This is a genomic window from Synechococcus sp. R70.1, from assembly GCF_047461675.1.
Taxonomy (GTDB): Bacteria; Cyanobacteriota; Cyanobacteriia; order Thermostichales; family Thermostichaceae; genus Thermostichus.
Genome location: NZ_JANSHR010000015.1, coordinates 12,461 through 29,239, shown reverse-complemented (window position 1 = coordinate 29,239; position 16,779 = coordinate 12,461). Strand labels below are relative to the sequence as shown.

The window sequence follows — 16,779 nt, the reverse complement described above, 5'->3', positions numbered from 1 at the left end:
TCCAACGAGTGGGAGTTGCGCTGGCAGTGAAAAGCAGGGGCTTGCCAGTCATCTCCCCAGCAAACCCCTACTTGTCGAAGACAGCAGCCCAGTCTTTAGCTCTTCGGCTCAAACACCTTCAAGTCTACGATCTTCCCGCCCTTGAAGGTCCAGTGGGCAAAGGTTCCGGCTACGTCTCCCTTTTCATCGAAGTCCAGCGAGCCAGAAGCGCCAGTGTAATTGATGTCTTCCCCTTTCTTCAGCAGCTCCACCGCCTTGGCCCACTCGCCAGGCAGGATTTCGGTGCCAGGGGGATTGGCCACTTGCCGCAGGGCATCGCGGATAGCAGTGCCATCGGTGCTGCCCGCTTTTTGGATGGCCAGAGCCAGAAGGAAGGCAGCATCGTAGGCAGTGTCGATGTAGGGAGTGGGGGGCACTTCCCCGTAGGCAGCTTCGTAGGCTTGAACAAAGCTCTGGTAAGCCTTGGTGTCAGTGCGGGCCTGGGGCGAAGTGCCAATGGATCCCTCTAGCTGGTCTGCCCCCACCTGGGTGGCCAGATCGGGAGAGCGCATGCCATCTGTGAAGACAAAGCGCTTAAATAGCCCCCCTTCCAAGGCTTGCCGCAAGATAATCGCGCCGCTTTCTGGATAGCCAATGACCACCAGCGCCTGGGGGTTCCCTTCCTTGAGCTGATCCAGCTCGCCGCGGTAGGAAGCTTTGCCTGGCTCGTAGGGGACGGCCTTGGTGATCTTGCCCCCCCGCTTCTCAAAGGCAGCCTTGAAACTGTCGGCTAGACCCTGGCCGTAGTCGTTGTTGATGTAGATAACAGCCAGGCGATCCAGCTTCTCTTCACGGGTAATCTGCGCTAGGGCTACCCCTTGGAAAGCATCGGAAGGAACGGTGCGGAACAAAAAGTCATCGTCGTCCAAGGTGGTGATGGTGGGCGCGGTAGAGGCCGGTGAAATTTGCGGAATCTTGCTGGGAACCGTGACTGTCGTGGCCACCGGAATGGTAACACCACTGCCCAAAGCGCCAACAATGGCGGCCACCTTCTCCACGTTCACTAGCCGCTTGGCCGCATCAATAGCCGGCTGCGCTGAAGTTTGGTCATCCGCCTCCACCACTTGAATTTGAGATCCAAGGACGCCGCCAGCTTCGTTGATCTGCTTGAGGGCCAGCTTGATGCCCTTGAGGCAGTTCTCCCCATAGGCCTGCAGGTCGCCCGTCAAAGACAGCAGCGCTCCTATCTTAATCGGGGCTTTGGCTGCTTGCTGAGCTGTGCTTGGCAGCAGGGTGGTGGCCAGCGCCGCTGCTGTCAGGGCTGCCGCCGTCGCGAAGGCCCGCCGGGTCAGTTTGTGCATGGGAGACATAACCAAGAACCTCCAATGAGCTCCAATGAGGGAATAAAACTGCAATTCTCAAAGGTCGATGGTATAGAAGTAGACGTTAGCCCACCTCAAAGGGTTCCCTCCAAGAGCCAACCCAACCCCTGCCAGGGGGCTTCTTGGCAAGCCTATCGGCGAGTTTGGTTAAATAAGCTTCTTTACCCTACGACGAAAGCTCATAAAATGGTGAATCCATTAGGGAATGGAGCTTTCCCAGGGTAGCGGTGTGATCGTTATTGACAACATCTCCAAACAGTTTGGCGGCGTCAATGCCCTAGATCACTGTTCCTTCCGCATCGAAGCTGGTCGGATCACGGGCTTGATTGGTCCCAACGGGGCGGGGAAAACAACTCTTTTCAACATCATTGCCGGTTTTATTCGGCCCAATAGCGGACGCATCTGGCTAGATGGGGAAGACGTCACGGGCTTGCCTCCCCACCAGTTGTTTCAACGTGGGCTGGTGCGCACCTTCCAGATCCCGCGGGAGTTTGGCCGCATGACCGTTCTGGAAAACTTAATGGTTGTTCCTCCCCATCAGGCTGGAGAAAACCTATTTAACGCCTGGTTCCGCTGGCGGCGAGTACAGCGGCAGGAGCGCCAGCTTCAGGCTCGGGCTGAAGAAGTTTTGGAACGGCTCAACCTCATCCACCTGCGGGATCAACTGGCAGTCAACCTTTCGGGCGGGCAAAAGAAGCTGCTGGAACTGGGACGCACCCTGATGACCGATGCGCGGGTCATCCTCTTGGACGAGCCGGGGGCTGGGGTCAACCGCACGTTGCTGGCAGACCTAATCCGCTTTATTGAGTACCTCAACCGCGAGCGCGGCTGCACCTTCTGCATCATTGAACACGACCTGGATCTGGTGACCCGCCTTTGCCACCACGTGGTGGTCATGGCGGGGGGAAGGGTGTTAACCCAGGGACCCATGCAGGAAATTCGGCAAAACCCTGCCGTGCGCGAGGCCTATTTGGGATCCATCGCTTTAGCAGATGCCCTCAGCTCGGAACCGGCCTCCACCCTCTCGCCGGAGGGATCCCCGCCATGACTCCTTTGCTCGAGATTCAAGATCTCTATAGCGGCTACCGCGGCGTGGACATCCTCAAAGGGATCCGCCTCAAGGTCAACCCGGGGCAAATCGTGGTGATCATCGGCCCCAACGGAGCAGGCAAATCGACAGTGCTTAAATCCCTCTTTGGGTTGGCCACCATCCGCTCGGGCCGAGTGCTGTTCCAAGGTTCTGACATCACGCATCTTGCTGCCGAGCAACTGGTGCGGCGGGGGATCGGCTTTGTGCCTCAGACCAACAATGTCTTTCCCTCCCTCACCGTCGAGGAAAACCTGGAGATGGGAGCCTTTATCCGGCGCGACGACTACACTGCCCAACGGGAGCGGGTTTACGAGCTGTTTCCGCCGCTAAGGGAAAAGCGAAAGCAAGCGGCGGGATCCCTCTCCGGCGGGCAGCGGCAGATGCTAGCCATAGGGCGGGCGTTGATGGCGGAGCCGCGACTGTTGTTGCTGGATGAGCCGACAGCCGGCCTGTCGCCGCTGTATGTCGAGCAGACCTTTGCCCTCTTGCAAGAAATCAACCGCCTTGGCGTCAGCATCCTGATGGTGGAGCAAAATGCCAAGCAGGCCCTGAGCTTAGCGGACTGGGGCTACGTCCTCTCGATGGGAGAAAACCGCTTTGAAGATACTGGCCCCAACTTGTTGCGCAATCCCCAGGTGCTGGAGCTGTTTTTAGGGGGCTGAGGCAGGGGCTAAACAGAGCTAGCCAGCTGCAGCTGGCGCAATTGGGCTGCTTGCTTGAGAAGGGCTTCCACGAAGCTCATCGCTTCCTGGGCGGAGTGGCCGGCAGCTAGTTGGGCCAATTCTTCCCGGCGCTCTTCTTCTCCCAGAGGATCCACCCGCACGCAAGTTCGCCCTTCTTGCACCACTTTGTGAACCCGCAGGTGGTGATCCGCTAGGGCAGCAATCAAGGGTTGGTGGGTAACGCAGAGAACCTGGCGGCTACGGGCAAGCTGGTGCAGTTTGGCGGCAATGGCCTGTGCTACCTTGCCGGATACGCCGACGTCGATCTCGTCAAAGACCAGGGTAGCCACCGGATCGACGCGGCTGAAGACTGCTTTTAAGGCCAGGAGAAAACGGCTCATCTCGCCGCCGGAGGCAATGTCGGCTAGCGGTTGCAGGGGCTCCCCAGGGTTGGGACTAAACCAAAAGCTCACCTGATCCACCCCTTCGGCAGTGGGGGATCCGGCTTGAATCTGCACCTGGAACTGCACGCCGCTCATCCCCAGGGGCCTGAGTTCCTCCAGCAGGGCTCTCTCCAGTTTCCGGGCTGCCTGCTGCCGCAGTTGGGAGAGCCTCTGGCAGTGGTGCTCCAGCTCCTGGGCTGCTTGGTTCAGCTGCGCCTCTAGTTCCTCCAAGTCGGTGCTCTCGTCCCGCAGGCGGGCTAGCTCCACCTGCACCCGCTCCGCATGAGCCATCACCTCCGTCAAGGTGGGGCCGTATTTGCGGCAGGCCTGGCGCAGTTGAGCTAAGCGCCGTTCAATTTTGCTTAACCGACTGGGATCGGCCTCCAGGGCCTCGCCGTAGCGCAGCAGCTCCCGCCCCGCTTCCTCTACCTGCACGAGGGCGTTGCTAACCATTTCCGCCAAGGGGGCAAGCTCGGGATCCCGTTGAGCCATGCTCCGCAGCAGCCGCTCGGCCTGGGCCAAGAGATCGGCAATGGCTGGCGAGCCGCTGTCATTTTGGTAGAGCAGTTGGTGGGCGGCATGGCTTTGCTGCCGCAACTCCACCCGGTGGACTAGGCGCTCCCGCTCCCGCTCCAGTTTGCTCAGCTCCTCGGGATCCTCCAGGCGCAGGGCAGCCAGCTCTCGGGCTTGCAGCTCCAACAGATCTAGGCGCTGCAGGCGCAGTTGTTGACTCTGCTGCCGGGACTCCATTTCAGCTTTGAGCTGGCTCCAGGTCTGGTAGCAAGCTGCCACCTGGGTCCGTGCCCGCAGCAGCTCTTCGCCGCCAAAGGCATCCAGCCAACGGCGCTGGGCTTGAGGGGACTGAATTTGAGCCGTTTGCCCTTGGGCAGTGATCTCCAGCAGTTGGGAGCGCAGCCTGAGCATCTGAGCTTTGTTGACCACCACCCCGTTGACTCGCAGGCGGCTGGTGAGCTTGCCGCTACGCACCGCCAGTTCGCGGCTGCAGACCAGGCCCTCTTCCAGGGGCTCAATCTGTTCTTGCTCTAGCCAGGCTTCCAGATCGGCATTGGGTTGAAAGATAGCTTCCACTAGGCCCCGCTGGCTGCCACTGCGCAAAGCCCGCGCTGGCCCGCCCAAAGCCGCATCGAGGGCCTCGAGAATAATGGACTTACCTGCCCCCGTTTCCCCGGTAAGCACGTTGAGCCCTGCCCCAAAGGGGATCTCCAACTGCTCGATCAGGGCGAAGTTCTCAATCCGCAACAGGCTCAGCATAGGGATCTGTCGCCCGAGGCGTCGCTAGCGGTGGCTAGGGCAGTTCTGTCTCAGGTTAGCGCAGCTGCTCCTGGAGCGAGGTTAGAAAGGAGGTTGCCCTTAGGTCTCCGGCGTTTCCCCTGGTTTATCGACTTGCTCGGGCGTGGTGTCGAGGGTTTCAGGGGTTGCCGTTACTTCCTGAGCAGGAGGGCTAGGCTCGGTTTCTGGCTCTAGGGCAGCGGATCCAGTGTCAGAAGCAGCAGGCGGGATCCCGGCTTCAGGTTCAGAAGCAGCAGCGGTGGGGGGAACGGCTTCTTCTTGCTTTTGCCGCTCATAGCGGCGCCGTTTGACGGCTTCGTCCACCCAGACGTAGACCAAGCTGAGAAGGGAGAGCCCTGCCGTTGCCACTAAAACCCAGAGTAGAGTGTTGTCTATCGCCATCAGGTGCAATCCACCAAACGCTGCTGCCTGTGGAGAAATGCTGCTTCCTGAATCTTACCGTTGAAGTTGCACTGCCTAGTCCAAAGACGGAAGCCGTCTGCCATGCGCTACCTCAAGTTTTATAAACCCTACGGCGTGCTCACCCAGTTTACCGACCCGGCAGGGCGCCTCACCCTCAAGGCCTTCATCCCAGTGCCCAGGGTCTATCCAGTGGGGCGGCTAGATCGCGATAGCGAAGGACTGCTCTTGCTCACCGATGACGGCCAGCTCCACGCCCGCCTGATCGATCCCAAGTTTGGCCACAAGCGCACCTACTGGGTGCAGGTGGAAGGGATCCCTACGCCGCAGGCTCTGCAACAGTTGCAAGAGGGAGTGATCATCCAGGGGCGAAAGACCCGACCGGCTGAGGTTAGAGTTCTGGCCGAGGAGCCGGATCTGCCACCGCGGGATCCGCCCATTCGCTTTCGCCGCTCCATCCCCACCACCTGGCTGGAGCTGACGCTGCGGGAAGGTCGCAATCGCCAGGTGCGCCGCATGACTGCTGCGGTCGGGATCCCAACGCTGAGGCTGGTGCGGGTAGGACTAGGCCCCCTTTCCCTAGCAGGTCTGGCTCCTGGCCAGTGGCAGGATCTCAGCGAGGCGGAGTTGGCCCGCTTGCGGCACTGCTGTTTTGGCCAGTCGCGCCGTCCCCGGCTTGGGCGAGAGTTACAGCACCCCTTTTGAGCTGGGGATCCCATCTTGTCGGCGCGGATCCCGTTCTACGGCCATGCGCAGGGCGCGGGCAAAGGCCTTGAAACTGGCCTCGACGATGTGGTGGGCATTGAGACCAGCAACCTGGCGGATGTGCAGGGTAAGCTGGGCGTGGTTGGCCACCGCCTGGTAGAACTCGCGCACCAACTGGGTTTCGTAGCGGCCAATGCGTTCGACGGTCAGCTCCAGACCATAGCTGAGGTGGGGGCGCCCGGAAAAGTCCAGCACCACCTGCACCAGCGCCTCATCCAACGGAGCCCAGAAGTGACCAAAACGGTAAATGCCGCGCCGATCCTGCAGCGCCTGCGCCAGCGCCTGTCCCAGGGCAATGCCCACGTCCTCATTGGTGTGGTGGTCGTCGATGTGCAGATCCCCCACGGCCTTGATCTGGAGATCAATTAGCCCATGGGTGCTGAGCTGGGCCAGCATGTGGTCCAAGAAGGGGATCCCGGTGTCGATCTCGTACTGCCCTCTGCCATCGAGGTTGAGATGCACTTGAACGTCCGTTTCGTTGGTGCGGCGGTGCACCGAGGCCGTCCTGGGCTGCAGCAGGCGGGGGGAGTCGATGGCTGTCATGGCAAGGGTAGGGGAACACTAGGAAGTCCCAGCTCTAGGATCGCACAGGTAGGGGTGTCAGAATCAGCGTCTTTCGCAAGGGGGGCAGGCGGGCTCAGGTTGCAGAGGGGGAGAGTGTTCCTTGCAGGATTGGCAACAGATTCAACGGGCCCTCAAGCAGTATTGGGGCTACGAGGCACTGCGCCCACCTCAGGAGCGGGTCATCCGTGCCTTGCTGGAGAAGCGGGATGCACTGGTGGTGTTGCCGACGGGTTTCGGCAAGTCTCTGTGCTTTCAACTGCCGGCCTTGCTGCAGACAGGGCTGACCCTGGTGGTCTCGCCTCTGATTGCCCTGATGGAAGACCAGGTGCAGGATCTCTGGAAGCGCCGTCTGCCGGCGGCCTGTTTGCACAGCGAGCTGGATCCAGCTCTGCGCAAGCGGGTGTTGCGGGCTTTGGAGGAGAACCGGCTGCGTCTACTGTATCTGGGGCCGGAAACCCTCTTCAGCCCGCCAGTCTGGGAGCGGCTGCAGCAGGTGCCCCTCAACGGCCTCATTGTTGACGAGGCGCACACCTTGGTGCACTGGGGGGGATCCTTCCGGCCCGACTACCGCCGTCTGGGATTGGTGCGCCCTGCCCTGGGCCAGCCTGCCTTTCCCATTGCTGCCTTTACCGCCACTGCCGATCCCGAAACCCTCAGCCGCCTGCGCCACATCCTCGACCTGCAGAATCCGGAATGCATTCGCGCTGACCCGCTGCGAACCAACATTTCTCTTAACGTGGCGGTGGCCTGGAGCCCAGCGGATCGCCGTCGGCGCCTGCTGCGCTTTCTGGCGGAAAACTCCGGCTCGGGCCTGGTGTACGTGCGCACGCGGCGGGATGGAGAGGAGCTGGCCGAGTGGTTGGGCCGCCGCAACCAGAAAACCGCCACCTACCACGGCGGCCTGGAGGCGGGATCCCGCCGTCGGCTGGAGCGGGCTTGGCTGGAGGGCGAGCTGCGCTTTCTGGTCTGCACCAACGCCTTCGGCTTGGGGATCAACAAGCCCGACGTGCGCTGGGTGCTGCACTTTCACCCGCCCCCCAACTTAATGGACTACCTGCAGGAGGTGGGGCGGGGCGGGCGGGATGGCGTCCCTTGCCAGGCCCTGATGTTGGTCTCCGAGCCGACAGGCCTCTTGGATCCCACCGATCGCCAGCGCCAAGCCTATTTCTATTCCCAGCAGGAGCGCTTGCTGGCCCAGGCGCGGCGTTGGCTGCAAACGCTGCCCCCCCAGGGATCCTACGCCGACTTGCCCCCCGGAGAGACGCGGGTGGCCCTGGGCCTGCTGCAGGAGATGGGCTGTCTGCATTGGCCAGATCCCTTTCACTTTCAAGTGCTGCACCGCCGCTGGCAGCCGCCGCCGCAGCAGGATCCCTGGCAGGGGATGGACGACTTCATCCACAGCCGCGGCTGTCGCTGGCAGGTCATCCTGCGGCATTTTGGCTACCCTGAGAACCAGCCTGGTCTGCCCTGCGGCACCTGCGACCGCTGCCGGGCTTCCCAAAGGCGCTGATGGGTGCTTGCCCAGCCTTGTGGCCAGCGATAGGATCCCCTCGCTGAGGCTTTCCTGGAGTGTCCATGGGTGGTTCTGGATCCCCAGTTGCAGCGCTTGAGCAGCCCTTGTCCCTGGCAAAGCAGGTGGCGCAACTGCTAGTGGTGCCGGTCTCGGCCCGCCTGGGATCCCAGGCTCCTCCCCGAGAGGTTCTCAAGCGGCTGATCCAAGAGGTGGGGATTGGAGGCATCTGGATTACCGATGGCCATGTGGCTGAGGCCCTGCTCCTCATTGAGGAGGCGCAGTCTTGGGCGACTCTGCCCCTTCTTGTGGCAGCCGAGGCCAGTCGCGGCCTGGCTCTGCAGGGAGCCACTTCCTTCCCCCACCCCCTGGGCCTGAGCCGCCTGGGCTCTGAGGCCGAGCGCTGGGCGGAACAGTGGGGAAGGATCACGGCGCGGGAGGCGGCGGCCATCGGCATCAACTGGCTGCTTGGCCCGGTGGCTGAGCCCCTGGGGCAGGGTCTAGCAAGACTGGCGCTGGCTGAGGAGCCACAGCTGGCGTTGCAACTGGCGCGGGCCTTTGTGCGCGGCTGCGAGCAAGCGGTTCCGGAGGGGATTCTAACCACCGCCAGAGCCTTCCCCGGCCAGGGCTGGGCAGAGGGGCGGGCCAACCCCCTGCTGTTGCTAAAGCCAACTGCTGACCCCTGGTGTCCTCGCCTAAGCCTCACCTTGGAGGAGCTGCAAGCAGGACCCTGGCTGCCGTTCCGCGGTCTGGTGGACCAGGTAGGAGCCATCTCGGTTGCGCCAGTGGTGCTGCCGGAGTGGGACGAGCGCTGGCCGCTCTCTCTTTTGCCGGGGCGGCTGACCCAGCTGCTGCGCCAAGAGTGGGGGTTTAGCGGTCTCATTGTGGCAGAGGGCCTCGACCAAAACTTCCTAGCCAACCTGGCTGATCCCCCCCTGCTGGCGGTGCGGGCTCTCCAGGCCGGCGCCGACCTCCTTTTGGCCCCTCCCGACCCTTTGGCGGCTCTCGCAGCCGTTGTGGAAGCTGTGCAGCGGGGATCCCTAGACCCCCAGGCCATTGCCCAGTCGGTAACGCGGCTGCTGCGGGCTAAGCAGCGGCTTTTTCCCTCCGCCTCCGCCCTACTCAAGCAGGTGTGGCCGCCCCTGGCAGAAACGGACTTTAGCTTGCTGCCTGGCTGGATGGGGGCTCAGGTCAACCGCGGTTTTCCCGACGAGCACTTAAAACCCTTGCTACTGGGGGATCCCCTCGCCAAAGATTCACCCCTTGCCAAGCTGTTTAGCGCCCGCTCCCATCTTCCTAGGGCTGCCCAGTTGGGATCTCTTCTAGCCGAGAGCGACATTGCCCCTTGTCAGGCAGCCATGGCCCGCGGCGGAGTGACCGGCGGTCAGCCTCTGCCTCTCCCCTTGCCGCCTGGCAGTTGGAACTGGATCTGGCAAGATCTCTCCCTGGGCGCTGAGGCAGTGCTCCTAGCCGAGTCCCCTGCCCTAAGCATTCCCGCGAGCTTGGGTCTTCCGCCCCTACTCAGCCATTCCCTTACCCCCTTGAGCTTGCTGGAGGCAGCCCTTAGCAGCGGCGGCCAGTTGATTCTCCAGGCCTTTGTCCACGAGGCTCTGCCCAACTACGTGGTGGATTGGCTAAGGCGGTGGCGGGAGCGGATAGCAGCCGTTGTTACCTATGGAAACTTGGCGGTTTGTCATCGCCTCCAGAGTTACTTCCAATGGACCAACGCCATCCACAGCCTCAACGCCGATTCCCTTGCTCAATTGGCAGTCATGCAACGCCTGTTTCCCAGCCGACCCCTGCTGGAGAAGGGCAGGCTTCAGCAAGCTGCTGCAGATCATTAAGAGAAAGTAAATGCCGTTACGGATTGTTGGCAGGAAGGGGCTCCTAAGCTATTGTATTGGTGGAAATGTAAAAGATTGAAACGTCTCTCTCAGGGTTGTCGGCTGTGCCTTTCTTTTTCCCCCACCTCGACATTTCCGGTAGCCCTCGCTTGGCTTCTGGCGGGGGAGGAGGGCAAGCCTGCTCTCAGCCCTCCAGGTGGCAGCCCCTGAGCCCATTTTTTGCCCTCCTGCAGGCGATGTGGTCAGTTGACTGGGCGAGGAACCTGGGACTGGGTCTAGCTCTTGTTGGTCTAGCGGTCTTTGGCTGGAGTTGGCTAGCGGCAGCCATGCGGCCGGATCCCTACACCGAGGCTGTTTTAAGTCTAGAAGGACAAGCCAGCAGGGGAGCCTCGCTATTTGCCCTTAACTGTGCGGCTTGCCATGGCGAAGAAGGGGATGGCCGTGTGGGCCCCAGCCTGCGGGGAGTAAGCAGCCGCCGCTCCGACCGGTTTATCATTGACCGAGTAACTAGCGGCAAAACTCCGCCCATGCCCCAGTTTCAGCCCGATCCCCAAGCAATGGCAGACTTGCTTAGCTACCTGAAAACGCTCTGAGGCCGGCTCATGGGCCTGACACAGCAGCTTGCTTGCTATGCTCTCTGGCTGGCCTCCGTTTTTGCTTTTGCGGAATGGCTGCGCTCCCAGCAGGTAGACGGCGAATGGGTGCGCAAAGTTATCCACATTGGCGTAGGCAACATCATCTTGCTGGCCTGGGCCCTCCAGGTGCCCCGCTGGGTGGGAGTGGGGTTCTCCCTGGTGTTTGCGGGCTTGGCGCTGCTCTCCTACCGCGTGGCTATCTTGCCTAGCCTAAACGGCGTTGGGCGGCGCAGCTTCGGTACTTTTTTTTACGCTGTCAGCATTGGTCTATTGCTCTTCTGGTTTTGGCGGCCCCAGCAACAAGTTTTCGCCGTCATTGGCATTCTGGTGATGACCTGGGCCGATGCCCTGGCAGGGCTGGTGGGCAAAAGCTGGGGCAAACACCTGTATCGACTGGGATCTCTCCAAAAAAGCTGGGAGGGATCCCTGACCATGTGGGTGGTGAGCAGCTTGGTGATGGCGCTGCTGCTTGTGGGGTACTTTGGCTTCTCTCCCTTGTTGCTTGCCATCAGCGTCGGGGTGGGAGGGGTGGCCATGGGCTTGGAGATGTTGTCTTGGTGGGGGCTGGACAATCTGACTGTGCCATTGGGCAGCGCCAGTCTCTGCTTTGCTCTGCTGCAGCTTCTCAACTATCTGTAACGATTGCTACCAGTTACAGGCCAGACTAAGCCCAGTCCCAGCAGGGGCTGCTCTTCTTAGCCGCCCTCGCGCCGCCGGGGAGTACGGCGGGCCTTCCCCAACAAACTAGAGGTGGGACTCGTCGCCGCTCAGCAGCCAAGTAACTGAGACCCCCAGCGCCTTGGCAAAAGCCACCAGTTCTTTGTCGATGACCCGCCGTTTGCCCTTTTCCACCTGGCCAACCTTGACGTAGTCCAAATGCACACCGTACTTGGCCAGGCGACCCGCCAGTTGATCCTGGGTTAGCTGCAACTTCTCTCGTACCCAGCGCACCCGCTCTCCAATCAAGTTGGCCGCAGGGCGGTGCTGGTCTTTTCCAGCTTGGGGGGTCTGATGGCTTCTCCGGCGCCCCATGGTAGCCTAAGCTAGCACGATTTTGTCGGAGCAGGTAGCCTAGCGGTCTCCTAGGCATCCTACATCAAGCTCTGGATCGAAAATTGCTCACAGCCGTTTATGTCCAGGATGCTTGACCTATCAATCTCTGTTACTCCCGCCTACAGAGAGGAGAATTCTTAGCAAGAATGACTAGCATGATCGATTTTCGCTCACACAGGAGGAGAAACTTTCCTAGACTAGGGAGTGAAGTTCTCTCCTCAGGTGGCTGTGGTTTTCTCTCGTCCCCTATCCCCTCAAGAGCTCGAGGAGCCCTGGCCGGAGGCTCTGGATTCGGCTGCAGAGGCTGATTTAGAGGCCGGTAGCCGGCGCCTCAATGAAGATGCGGTCGACCACTACTTGAATACGATTGGCCGGGTGCCCCGCATCGATCACGCGGAAGAAATCGAGCTGGCGCGCAAAATTCAGCAGAAGCTGCTCATTGATCAAGCCCGCAAGGAATGGCGGCAGCAGCGGGGGCAGGATCCCAGCGATGAGGAATTGGCGGCAGCCCTGCAGATCCCTGTAGCTACTCTGCGCTCGCGCATCCGCCAGGGAGAGCAAGCTCAGCGCAAGCTCATCAACGCCAACCTGCGTCTGGTGGTCAGTGTGGCCAAGAAGTACCTCAACCGGGGGGTGCCCTTTCTGGACTTAATCCAAGAGGGCAACATGGGCCTCATTCGAGCCACTGAGAAATTCAATGCCGAGCGAGGTTTTCGCTTCAGCACCTACGCCCACTGGTGGATTCGCCAAGGCATTACCCGCTGCATTGCCAACCAAGCCCGAACCATCCGCCTGCCAGTGCACATGGTGGACAAAGTGCGCTTGCTCAAGCGCACCAACCGCGAGCTCATGAAGGCCCGAGGACGGCGGCCTACAGAAGCCGAGCTGGCTGAGGCACTGGGCATCAAGATCAAGAAGTTGCGCCTGATCCAACAGGCTGCCGCTTTGCCTCTGTCGTTGGATGTGCCGGTTGGCCAGGAAGGGGAAAGCCGCCTGGGAGATCTGCTGCCGGATGAACGGCAGGAGCAACCCTTTGAGGAGATCCTGGAGCAATCCCTGCGGCAAGATGTGCGTTCTGCCCTGCAGACCCTGAAGCCCATTGAGAGGCAAGTGTTGGAGTTGCGCTATGGGCTAGACGGGCAAAGGGCAAGAACCCTGCAAGAAGTGGGGGATCACTTTAACTTGACGCGGGAGCGGATTCGGCAGATCGAACGGGATGCCTTGCGCAAGCTACGGGTGGGCCGTTCTTCGCGAACTTTGGTGCAGTACCTTCGCTAGGTTTGGCTCCAGGGGCTACTAAGGACTCGCTACAGAGATAGACCCAGCTTCAGGCCCAGCAGGGCATGGGTAAAGAGCAAGCAAAGAATGAGGCTGCCCAAATAGGCATGGGCTGTGCGCCAGGTCTCACGGTTGCCGCCAAAACCGCTCAGGGACAAAGCACTGTTGGCCGCCAGCAGCAGCAACACCAGGGATCCCGTCCAGAAGTGAGGGCTCCTCAGCAGGGGCTGGCCCTGCATCACAAGAGAAAGAAGGCCGCCGGTGTAGCCCAAGGCAATGAAGGTGGCCATCCAGGGGGCTACTTTGCGGTGATCCAAGAGGGGCTTTTGGGCCGATTCCGATAGGGAGCCCCCGCCTGCCAGGCGCAAGACCCGCCCCCGCCAGCCCGTTAGGCCAACAAAGCTGCCCATGACCACTACCACAATGCCCATCATCAGAGGATGTCCCCATTGCACAACTGGTTGGGGCAGGTTGAAGCCAGCAAAGAACTGGGCTACTGGCTGCAAGGCAGCCGTCAACGACTCGGAAACTGCCGACAGATCGGGCAAGGCCAAGCCCAACATCGGGATCCCTCCACTAGCGCAACAAACCCACGGTCTGTAACAAATCTACAACAAACCTACCCTGGATGACAGCGGCTAGCCAGAGGCTTCAGGGGAACACCTGGCGACGGTAAAATGTCTAGCGGTGAAGGGGCGGCCGAGGGCAGATCCCTGGCTGCAGACGCTAGCGAGCACAACGGAGTTATTCCCATGGCCAAGTTGTTGTTGGGGGATCAGTCCTTTGAGGTGGAGCTACTGACGGATGTGCCCACCAATTGGCCTGGAATTAAAGTCATGTCCAAGGGAGCTAAGCTAGATATCCCCCCAGGAACGGTGGTGAGGGTGGAGTCCGAGGATGACCACATAGCGGGCTCCTACAAGGTGGTCTATCGTTTGGCACCTGCCTATCCCCGCAGCTGGCGACTCCTCTTGGAGCGGGCAAGTGCCGAGATTGCCCAGGCGGCAGCAGCTTCCCCATCCAAGGCTGCCCCAGCTAGCCCTGCCTCAGGCCCCTCGGCGCCCAACCGCGATAAGGTCTTTACCATCAAGGTATCCGGCCTGGTAGGAGGAGGCGTGCGCAAGAGCGTTGTCGAGTACAAAGTGCCCTTCAGCCGGCTCTCCCAAGAAGTTAAGCGGATTACCCAAATGGGAGGCAAAATCGTCAGCATTACGGAGTCCAATTTGTTGAGCAACCTCAGCTAACTTGCCCAGAAGGCAGCTGTAGCTCTGCTGGATCCCCACCAGCAGATGAGGGTGGTAGGCTAACGCTGGTTTTGCCGGTGAGGAGGAGAACATGACGTCTCGACAGCCGCCGAGGCGCCGGGGTGGCTATCCAGTCCCCAGTGCAAAAAGGGGAACCCCGTTCCCTCCCTCCGCCTTCTGCCACCGAAGTTTTTCTGCTCCCGTACGGCAACCGCCAACGAAGTTGCGCTTCCGGCTCCTCGGCTTCTTGGCCTTATTGGTCACGGTGCTGGGGTTTGGCGCCGGCGCCCTAGTGGCCTGGGTAACTGCTCATCCCAACTGGGCTAGCCGCCTGCTGGGGCTAGGGCCTGCAGCCGAGATACCAGCTCCCCGCGCCCAAGCCAAGGCGGCCCAACAGCGCCTGACCCTCCCCCAAAAGCGGGATCCCTTTGCCCTTCATCCCACAGCCAGCCTCTCTTACGTGCCGGCCATCATGTACCACGACGTGGTAGCTGGCCGCAAACAGGTGTGGTTTGACACCACGGTAGCCGAGCTGCGGCAGCACTTCGAGGCCATTAAGCAGGCGGGGCTGACCCCCATCCACATTGACCAACTGTACAAACACCTACGCGACGGGGATCCCTTGCCGGAAAAAGCCATTTTGCTGACCTTTGACGACGCTTACCTGGGCCTGTACGAGAACGCCTACCCCCTCCTGAAGGAGTACAACTACCCTGCCACCTACTTTGTGCAAACTGGCTTTGTCGGCGTGCCCACCAGCAAGGATCACTTTACCTGGGATCAGATGCGGGAGATGGACGCCAGTGGGTTGATCGACTTTGCCGCCCACACCGTTAACCATCCTCCCGACCTGCGGGTGCTAGACGACAACCGTCTGCGGCGAGAGGTATTTGACTGCAAGGCCAAGCTGGAGCAGGAGCTGGGCCACCCCATCTACTACTTTGCCTATCCCGAAGGCAATCGGGACGAGCGAGTGAAGCGGTTTCTTGCCGAGGCGGGCTACCGGATGGCTTTCACCATGGATCCTGGCTTTACAGGCCAGTCTCCCAACTTGCTGGAGGTGCGCCGCTTCAACCAGTTTCGCCTTACCGAAGCCATTATTGGCGCTCGCACCTTCACCCTTGGCCGCAGCCCCGACTACTGGCTGGATGTTACTCAGCCGTTGGCTTTGACTGACGAAGTGATTGACGGGGTGCGGGTACTCACCATCCGCGGCGGACGGGTAGCCACAGTGCACGCAGAACGGCGCTACGAGGTAAGGACCCTAGTCCAGCGCTACCAGGCCGATGCGGGCATTAACGGCAGCTTCTTCTCCATTCCCTGGATTAACTCCGCCAGCAACGTCATGGTGGGGCCGGTGATGGCTGCCAACCACAAGACCTTCATCCCCGGTCGCCCCGAAGATGACAAGGTGCTGCGCGGTCGCCCCCTGGTGCTGCTGGGCAGGGATCGGCTGCGCTTTGTGCCCTTTGATCCCGATACTATGACCCGGCTTGAGAACATCCGCCAGTTGATGCCGGAGGTTACGGATCTGTTTGTGGCGGGCCTGTGGCTGGTTAAGGACGGCCATGCCCTCTCCCAGGCGGAGATCGATTCCTTCCGCCTCTCTAGCGCCGCCGAGTTTCGCCCCAGGGCTTTCTTTGGGGTGGACAACCAAGACCAGGTAGTGATCGGAGTTACCAAAACCCACGTCAACGCCGCCATCCTGGCCCGTCTTTTGCCCAAAAGTGGGATCCGCGAGGCGGTGCTGCTGGACTCCGGCTTTAGCACATCGCTAGTCTACCGGGGACAGATTTTGGCCACTGGCCATGCCGGCCCCAACCAGCCCAGCCGCCCTGTGCCCCATGCCATTCTGCTCTACGACCTGAACCGCCTATGGGCAAGGGATCCCTATCCAGAAGCCGAGGCTGGCTCTGAGGGAGATCGGCTGGAGGGGCTGGTGCAACTTTTGCCGGCTAGCGACCAAGAGGCAGCCAGGGCCCAACTGAAGAGCATTCTGGCCGGCCAGCGCACTTTGAGGCAGGGGGATCGGGGCCCGGCGGTAGTGGCGGTGCAACTGGGGTTGAGCCACCTGGCTGCTCAGCAGGGACGGCTGGATCTGCTCCCCTCTGGCCCCGATGGCGTGTACGGCCAAGAACTGGCCCAGGCAGTGGCGGAACTGCTGCTAGCCGAACCTGGGCGCAGTGAGGAGGGATCCCCTCAAGCAACCCCTACACCCCTAGGCGCGGGAACTGCCCCTCTGTCTGGAGGCGGGGACGCCATCGACGCCCAACTGCTGAAGCGGCTGCTGGAGCGGGTGGACTTCTCTCCTAGCGCTGTGCTGGTGGATACGCGCCTGGAGCGGCCAACTTGGCCTCTGGAGCGCAAGCCAACCCGGAAACTGCTGCCCAGGGTGGCTCTAGATTGAGCTATGGCTGCAAAGAGTCGGTGAGCGCAGCATTTAACCTCAAGCTGAGGCCAAAGCTAGGCCAGGTTCCCTTGGTTTGCGGGGTGAAGTTTGTCATCCCCTGGGTTCTGACAGCAGCCGGGCTGATTGCGACTGTTGAAAGTGGCCAAGGGGGGTTGGGACCTGGAGGGATATCCTTTCTGAAGCTGGTTTTGCTATCTTGCTTTCAATACT

At 61.0% G+C, this 16,779-nt stretch carries 16 protein-coding genes; 10 read left to right on the top strand and 6 right to left on the bottom strand.

Annotation, left to right across the window (positions count from 1 at the left end; all coding sequences use genetic code 11):
• Positions 1-95: 95 nt before the first annotated feature.
• On the bottom strand, positions 96-1,340 hold the full coding sequence (locus NW807_RS01700; protein ID WP_414425117.1) for an ABC transporter substrate-binding protein: 1,245 nt from the start codon (positions 1,338-1,340) through the stop codon (positions 96-98).
• A 250-nt stretch (positions 1,341-1,590) separates the two neighbouring features.
• Here NW807_RS01700 and NW807_RS01695 point away from each other — a divergent pair, with 250 nt between their 5' ends.
• A complete protein-coding gene (locus tag NW807_RS01695; RefSeq protein ID WP_414393270.1) occupies positions 1,591-2,409 on the top strand; it encodes an ABC transporter ATP-binding protein in 819 nt (272 codons plus the stop codon).
• Positions 2,406-3,113 (top strand): ABC transporter ATP-binding protein, encoded by a 708-nt coding sequence (locus tag NW807_RS01690; protein ID WP_414393268.1) that lies wholly within the window; start codon positions 2,406-2,408, stop codon positions 3,111-3,113. Before NW807_RS01695 ends, NW807_RS01690 begins: the two co-directional genes overlap by 4 nt.
• 8 nt (positions 3,114-3,121) lie before the next feature.
• On the opposite strand, the gene recN is transcribed toward NW807_RS01690, so the two are convergent.
• Together recN and NW807_RS01680 are read right to left on the bottom strand one after the other, a co-directional pair.
• Positions 3,122-4,828 (bottom strand): DNA repair protein RecN, encoded by a 1,707-nt coding sequence (gene recN / locus NW807_RS01685; protein WP_414405461.1) that lies wholly within the window; start codon positions 4,826-4,828, stop codon positions 3,122-3,124.
• Positions 4,829-4,927: 99 nt separating this feature from the next.
• Complete coding sequence (locus NW807_RS01680; protein ID WP_414425116.1) at positions 4,928-5,248, bottom strand: hypothetical protein; 321 nt, start codon at positions 5,246-5,248, stop codon at positions 4,928-4,930.
• A 102-nt stretch (positions 5,249-5,350) separates the two neighbouring features.
• On the opposite strand from NW807_RS01680, the gene NW807_RS01675 reads away from it, so the two are divergent.
• On the top strand, positions 5,351-5,971 hold the full coding sequence (locus tag NW807_RS01675; protein WP_414393262.1) for a pseudouridine synthase: 621 nt from the start codon (positions 5,351-5,353) through the stop codon (positions 5,969-5,971).
• Here NW807_RS01675 and hisB read toward each other — a convergent pair.
• Entirely contained in the window at positions 5,954-6,574 is a 621-nt protein-coding gene (gene hisB, locus NW807_RS01670) for an imidazoleglycerol-phosphate dehydratase HisB (protein WP_099812743.1), read from the bottom strand. The genes NW807_RS01675 and hisB overlap by 18 nt on opposite strands.
• A gap of 121 nt (positions 6,575-6,695) precedes the next feature.
• Here hisB and NW807_RS01665 point away from each other — a divergent pair, with 121 nt between their 5' ends.
• From NW807_RS01665 to NW807_RS01650, 4 genes are all read left to right on the top strand, one after another.
• On the top strand, positions 6,696-8,105 hold the full coding sequence (locus NW807_RS01665; RefSeq protein ID WP_414425115.1) for a RecQ family ATP-dependent DNA helicase: 1,410 nt from the start codon (positions 6,696-6,698) through the stop codon (positions 8,103-8,105).
• 107 nt (positions 8,106-8,212) lie between these two features.
• Complete coding sequence (locus NW807_RS01660) at positions 8,213-9,949, top strand: glycoside hydrolase family 3 N-terminal domain-containing protein (protein ID WP_414411448.1); 1,737 nt, start codon at positions 8,213-8,215, stop codon at positions 9,947-9,949.
• 104 nt (positions 9,950-10,053) lie between these two features.
• The gene (locus NW807_RS01655) at positions 10,054-10,542 is read left to right on the top strand and encodes a c-type cytochrome (RefSeq protein ID WP_414393258.1); all 489 of its coding nucleotides are present in this window, start codon (positions 10,054-10,056) and stop codon (positions 10,540-10,542) included.
• 9 nt (positions 10,543-10,551) lie between these two features.
• Positions 10,552-11,223 (top strand): diacylglycerol/polyprenol kinase family protein, encoded by a 672-nt coding sequence (locus tag NW807_RS01650; protein ID WP_414393257.1) that lies wholly within the window; start codon positions 10,552-10,554, stop codon positions 11,221-11,223.
• Positions 11,224-11,328: 105 nt separating this feature from the next.
• On the opposite strand, the gene NW807_RS01645 is transcribed toward NW807_RS01650, so the two are convergent.
• Positions 11,329-11,616, bottom strand: coding sequence for a helix-turn-helix domain-containing protein (locus tag NW807_RS01645; protein WP_414405467.1), 288 nt, complete (start codon positions 11,614-11,616; stop codon positions 11,329-11,331).
• Between the two features lie 225 nt (positions 11,617-11,841).
• Here NW807_RS01645 and NW807_RS01640 point away from each other — a divergent pair, with 225 nt between their 5' ends.
• Complete coding sequence (locus NW807_RS01640) at positions 11,842-12,915, top strand: RpoD/SigA family RNA polymerase sigma factor (protein ID WP_414393253.1); 1,074 nt, start codon at positions 11,842-11,844, stop codon at positions 12,913-12,915.
• Between the two features lie 29 nt (positions 12,916-12,944).
• On the opposite strand, the gene NW807_RS01635 is transcribed toward NW807_RS01640, so the two are convergent.
• Positions 12,945-13,478 (bottom strand): DUF4079 domain-containing protein, encoded by a 534-nt coding sequence (locus tag NW807_RS01635; RefSeq protein WP_414393251.1) that lies wholly within the window; start codon positions 13,476-13,478, stop codon positions 12,945-12,947.
• 114 nt (positions 13,479-13,592) lie between these two features.
• Between NW807_RS01635 and NW807_RS01630 the strand changes: the two genes are divergently transcribed.
• Positions 13,593-14,159, top strand: a complete 567-nt coding sequence (locus NW807_RS01630; protein ID WP_414405468.1) for a phycobilisome linker polypeptide — start codon at positions 13,593-13,595, stop codon at positions 14,157-14,159.
• A 247-nt stretch (positions 14,160-14,406) separates the two neighbouring features.
• Positions 14,407-16,566: a polysaccharide deacetylase family protein gene (locus tag NW807_RS01625; RefSeq protein WP_414425114.1), complete on the top strand. Its 2,160-nt coding sequence runs from the start codon at positions 14,407-14,409 to the stop codon at positions 16,564-16,566.
• The last annotated feature ends 213 nt before the right edge of the window (positions 16,567-16,779 follow it).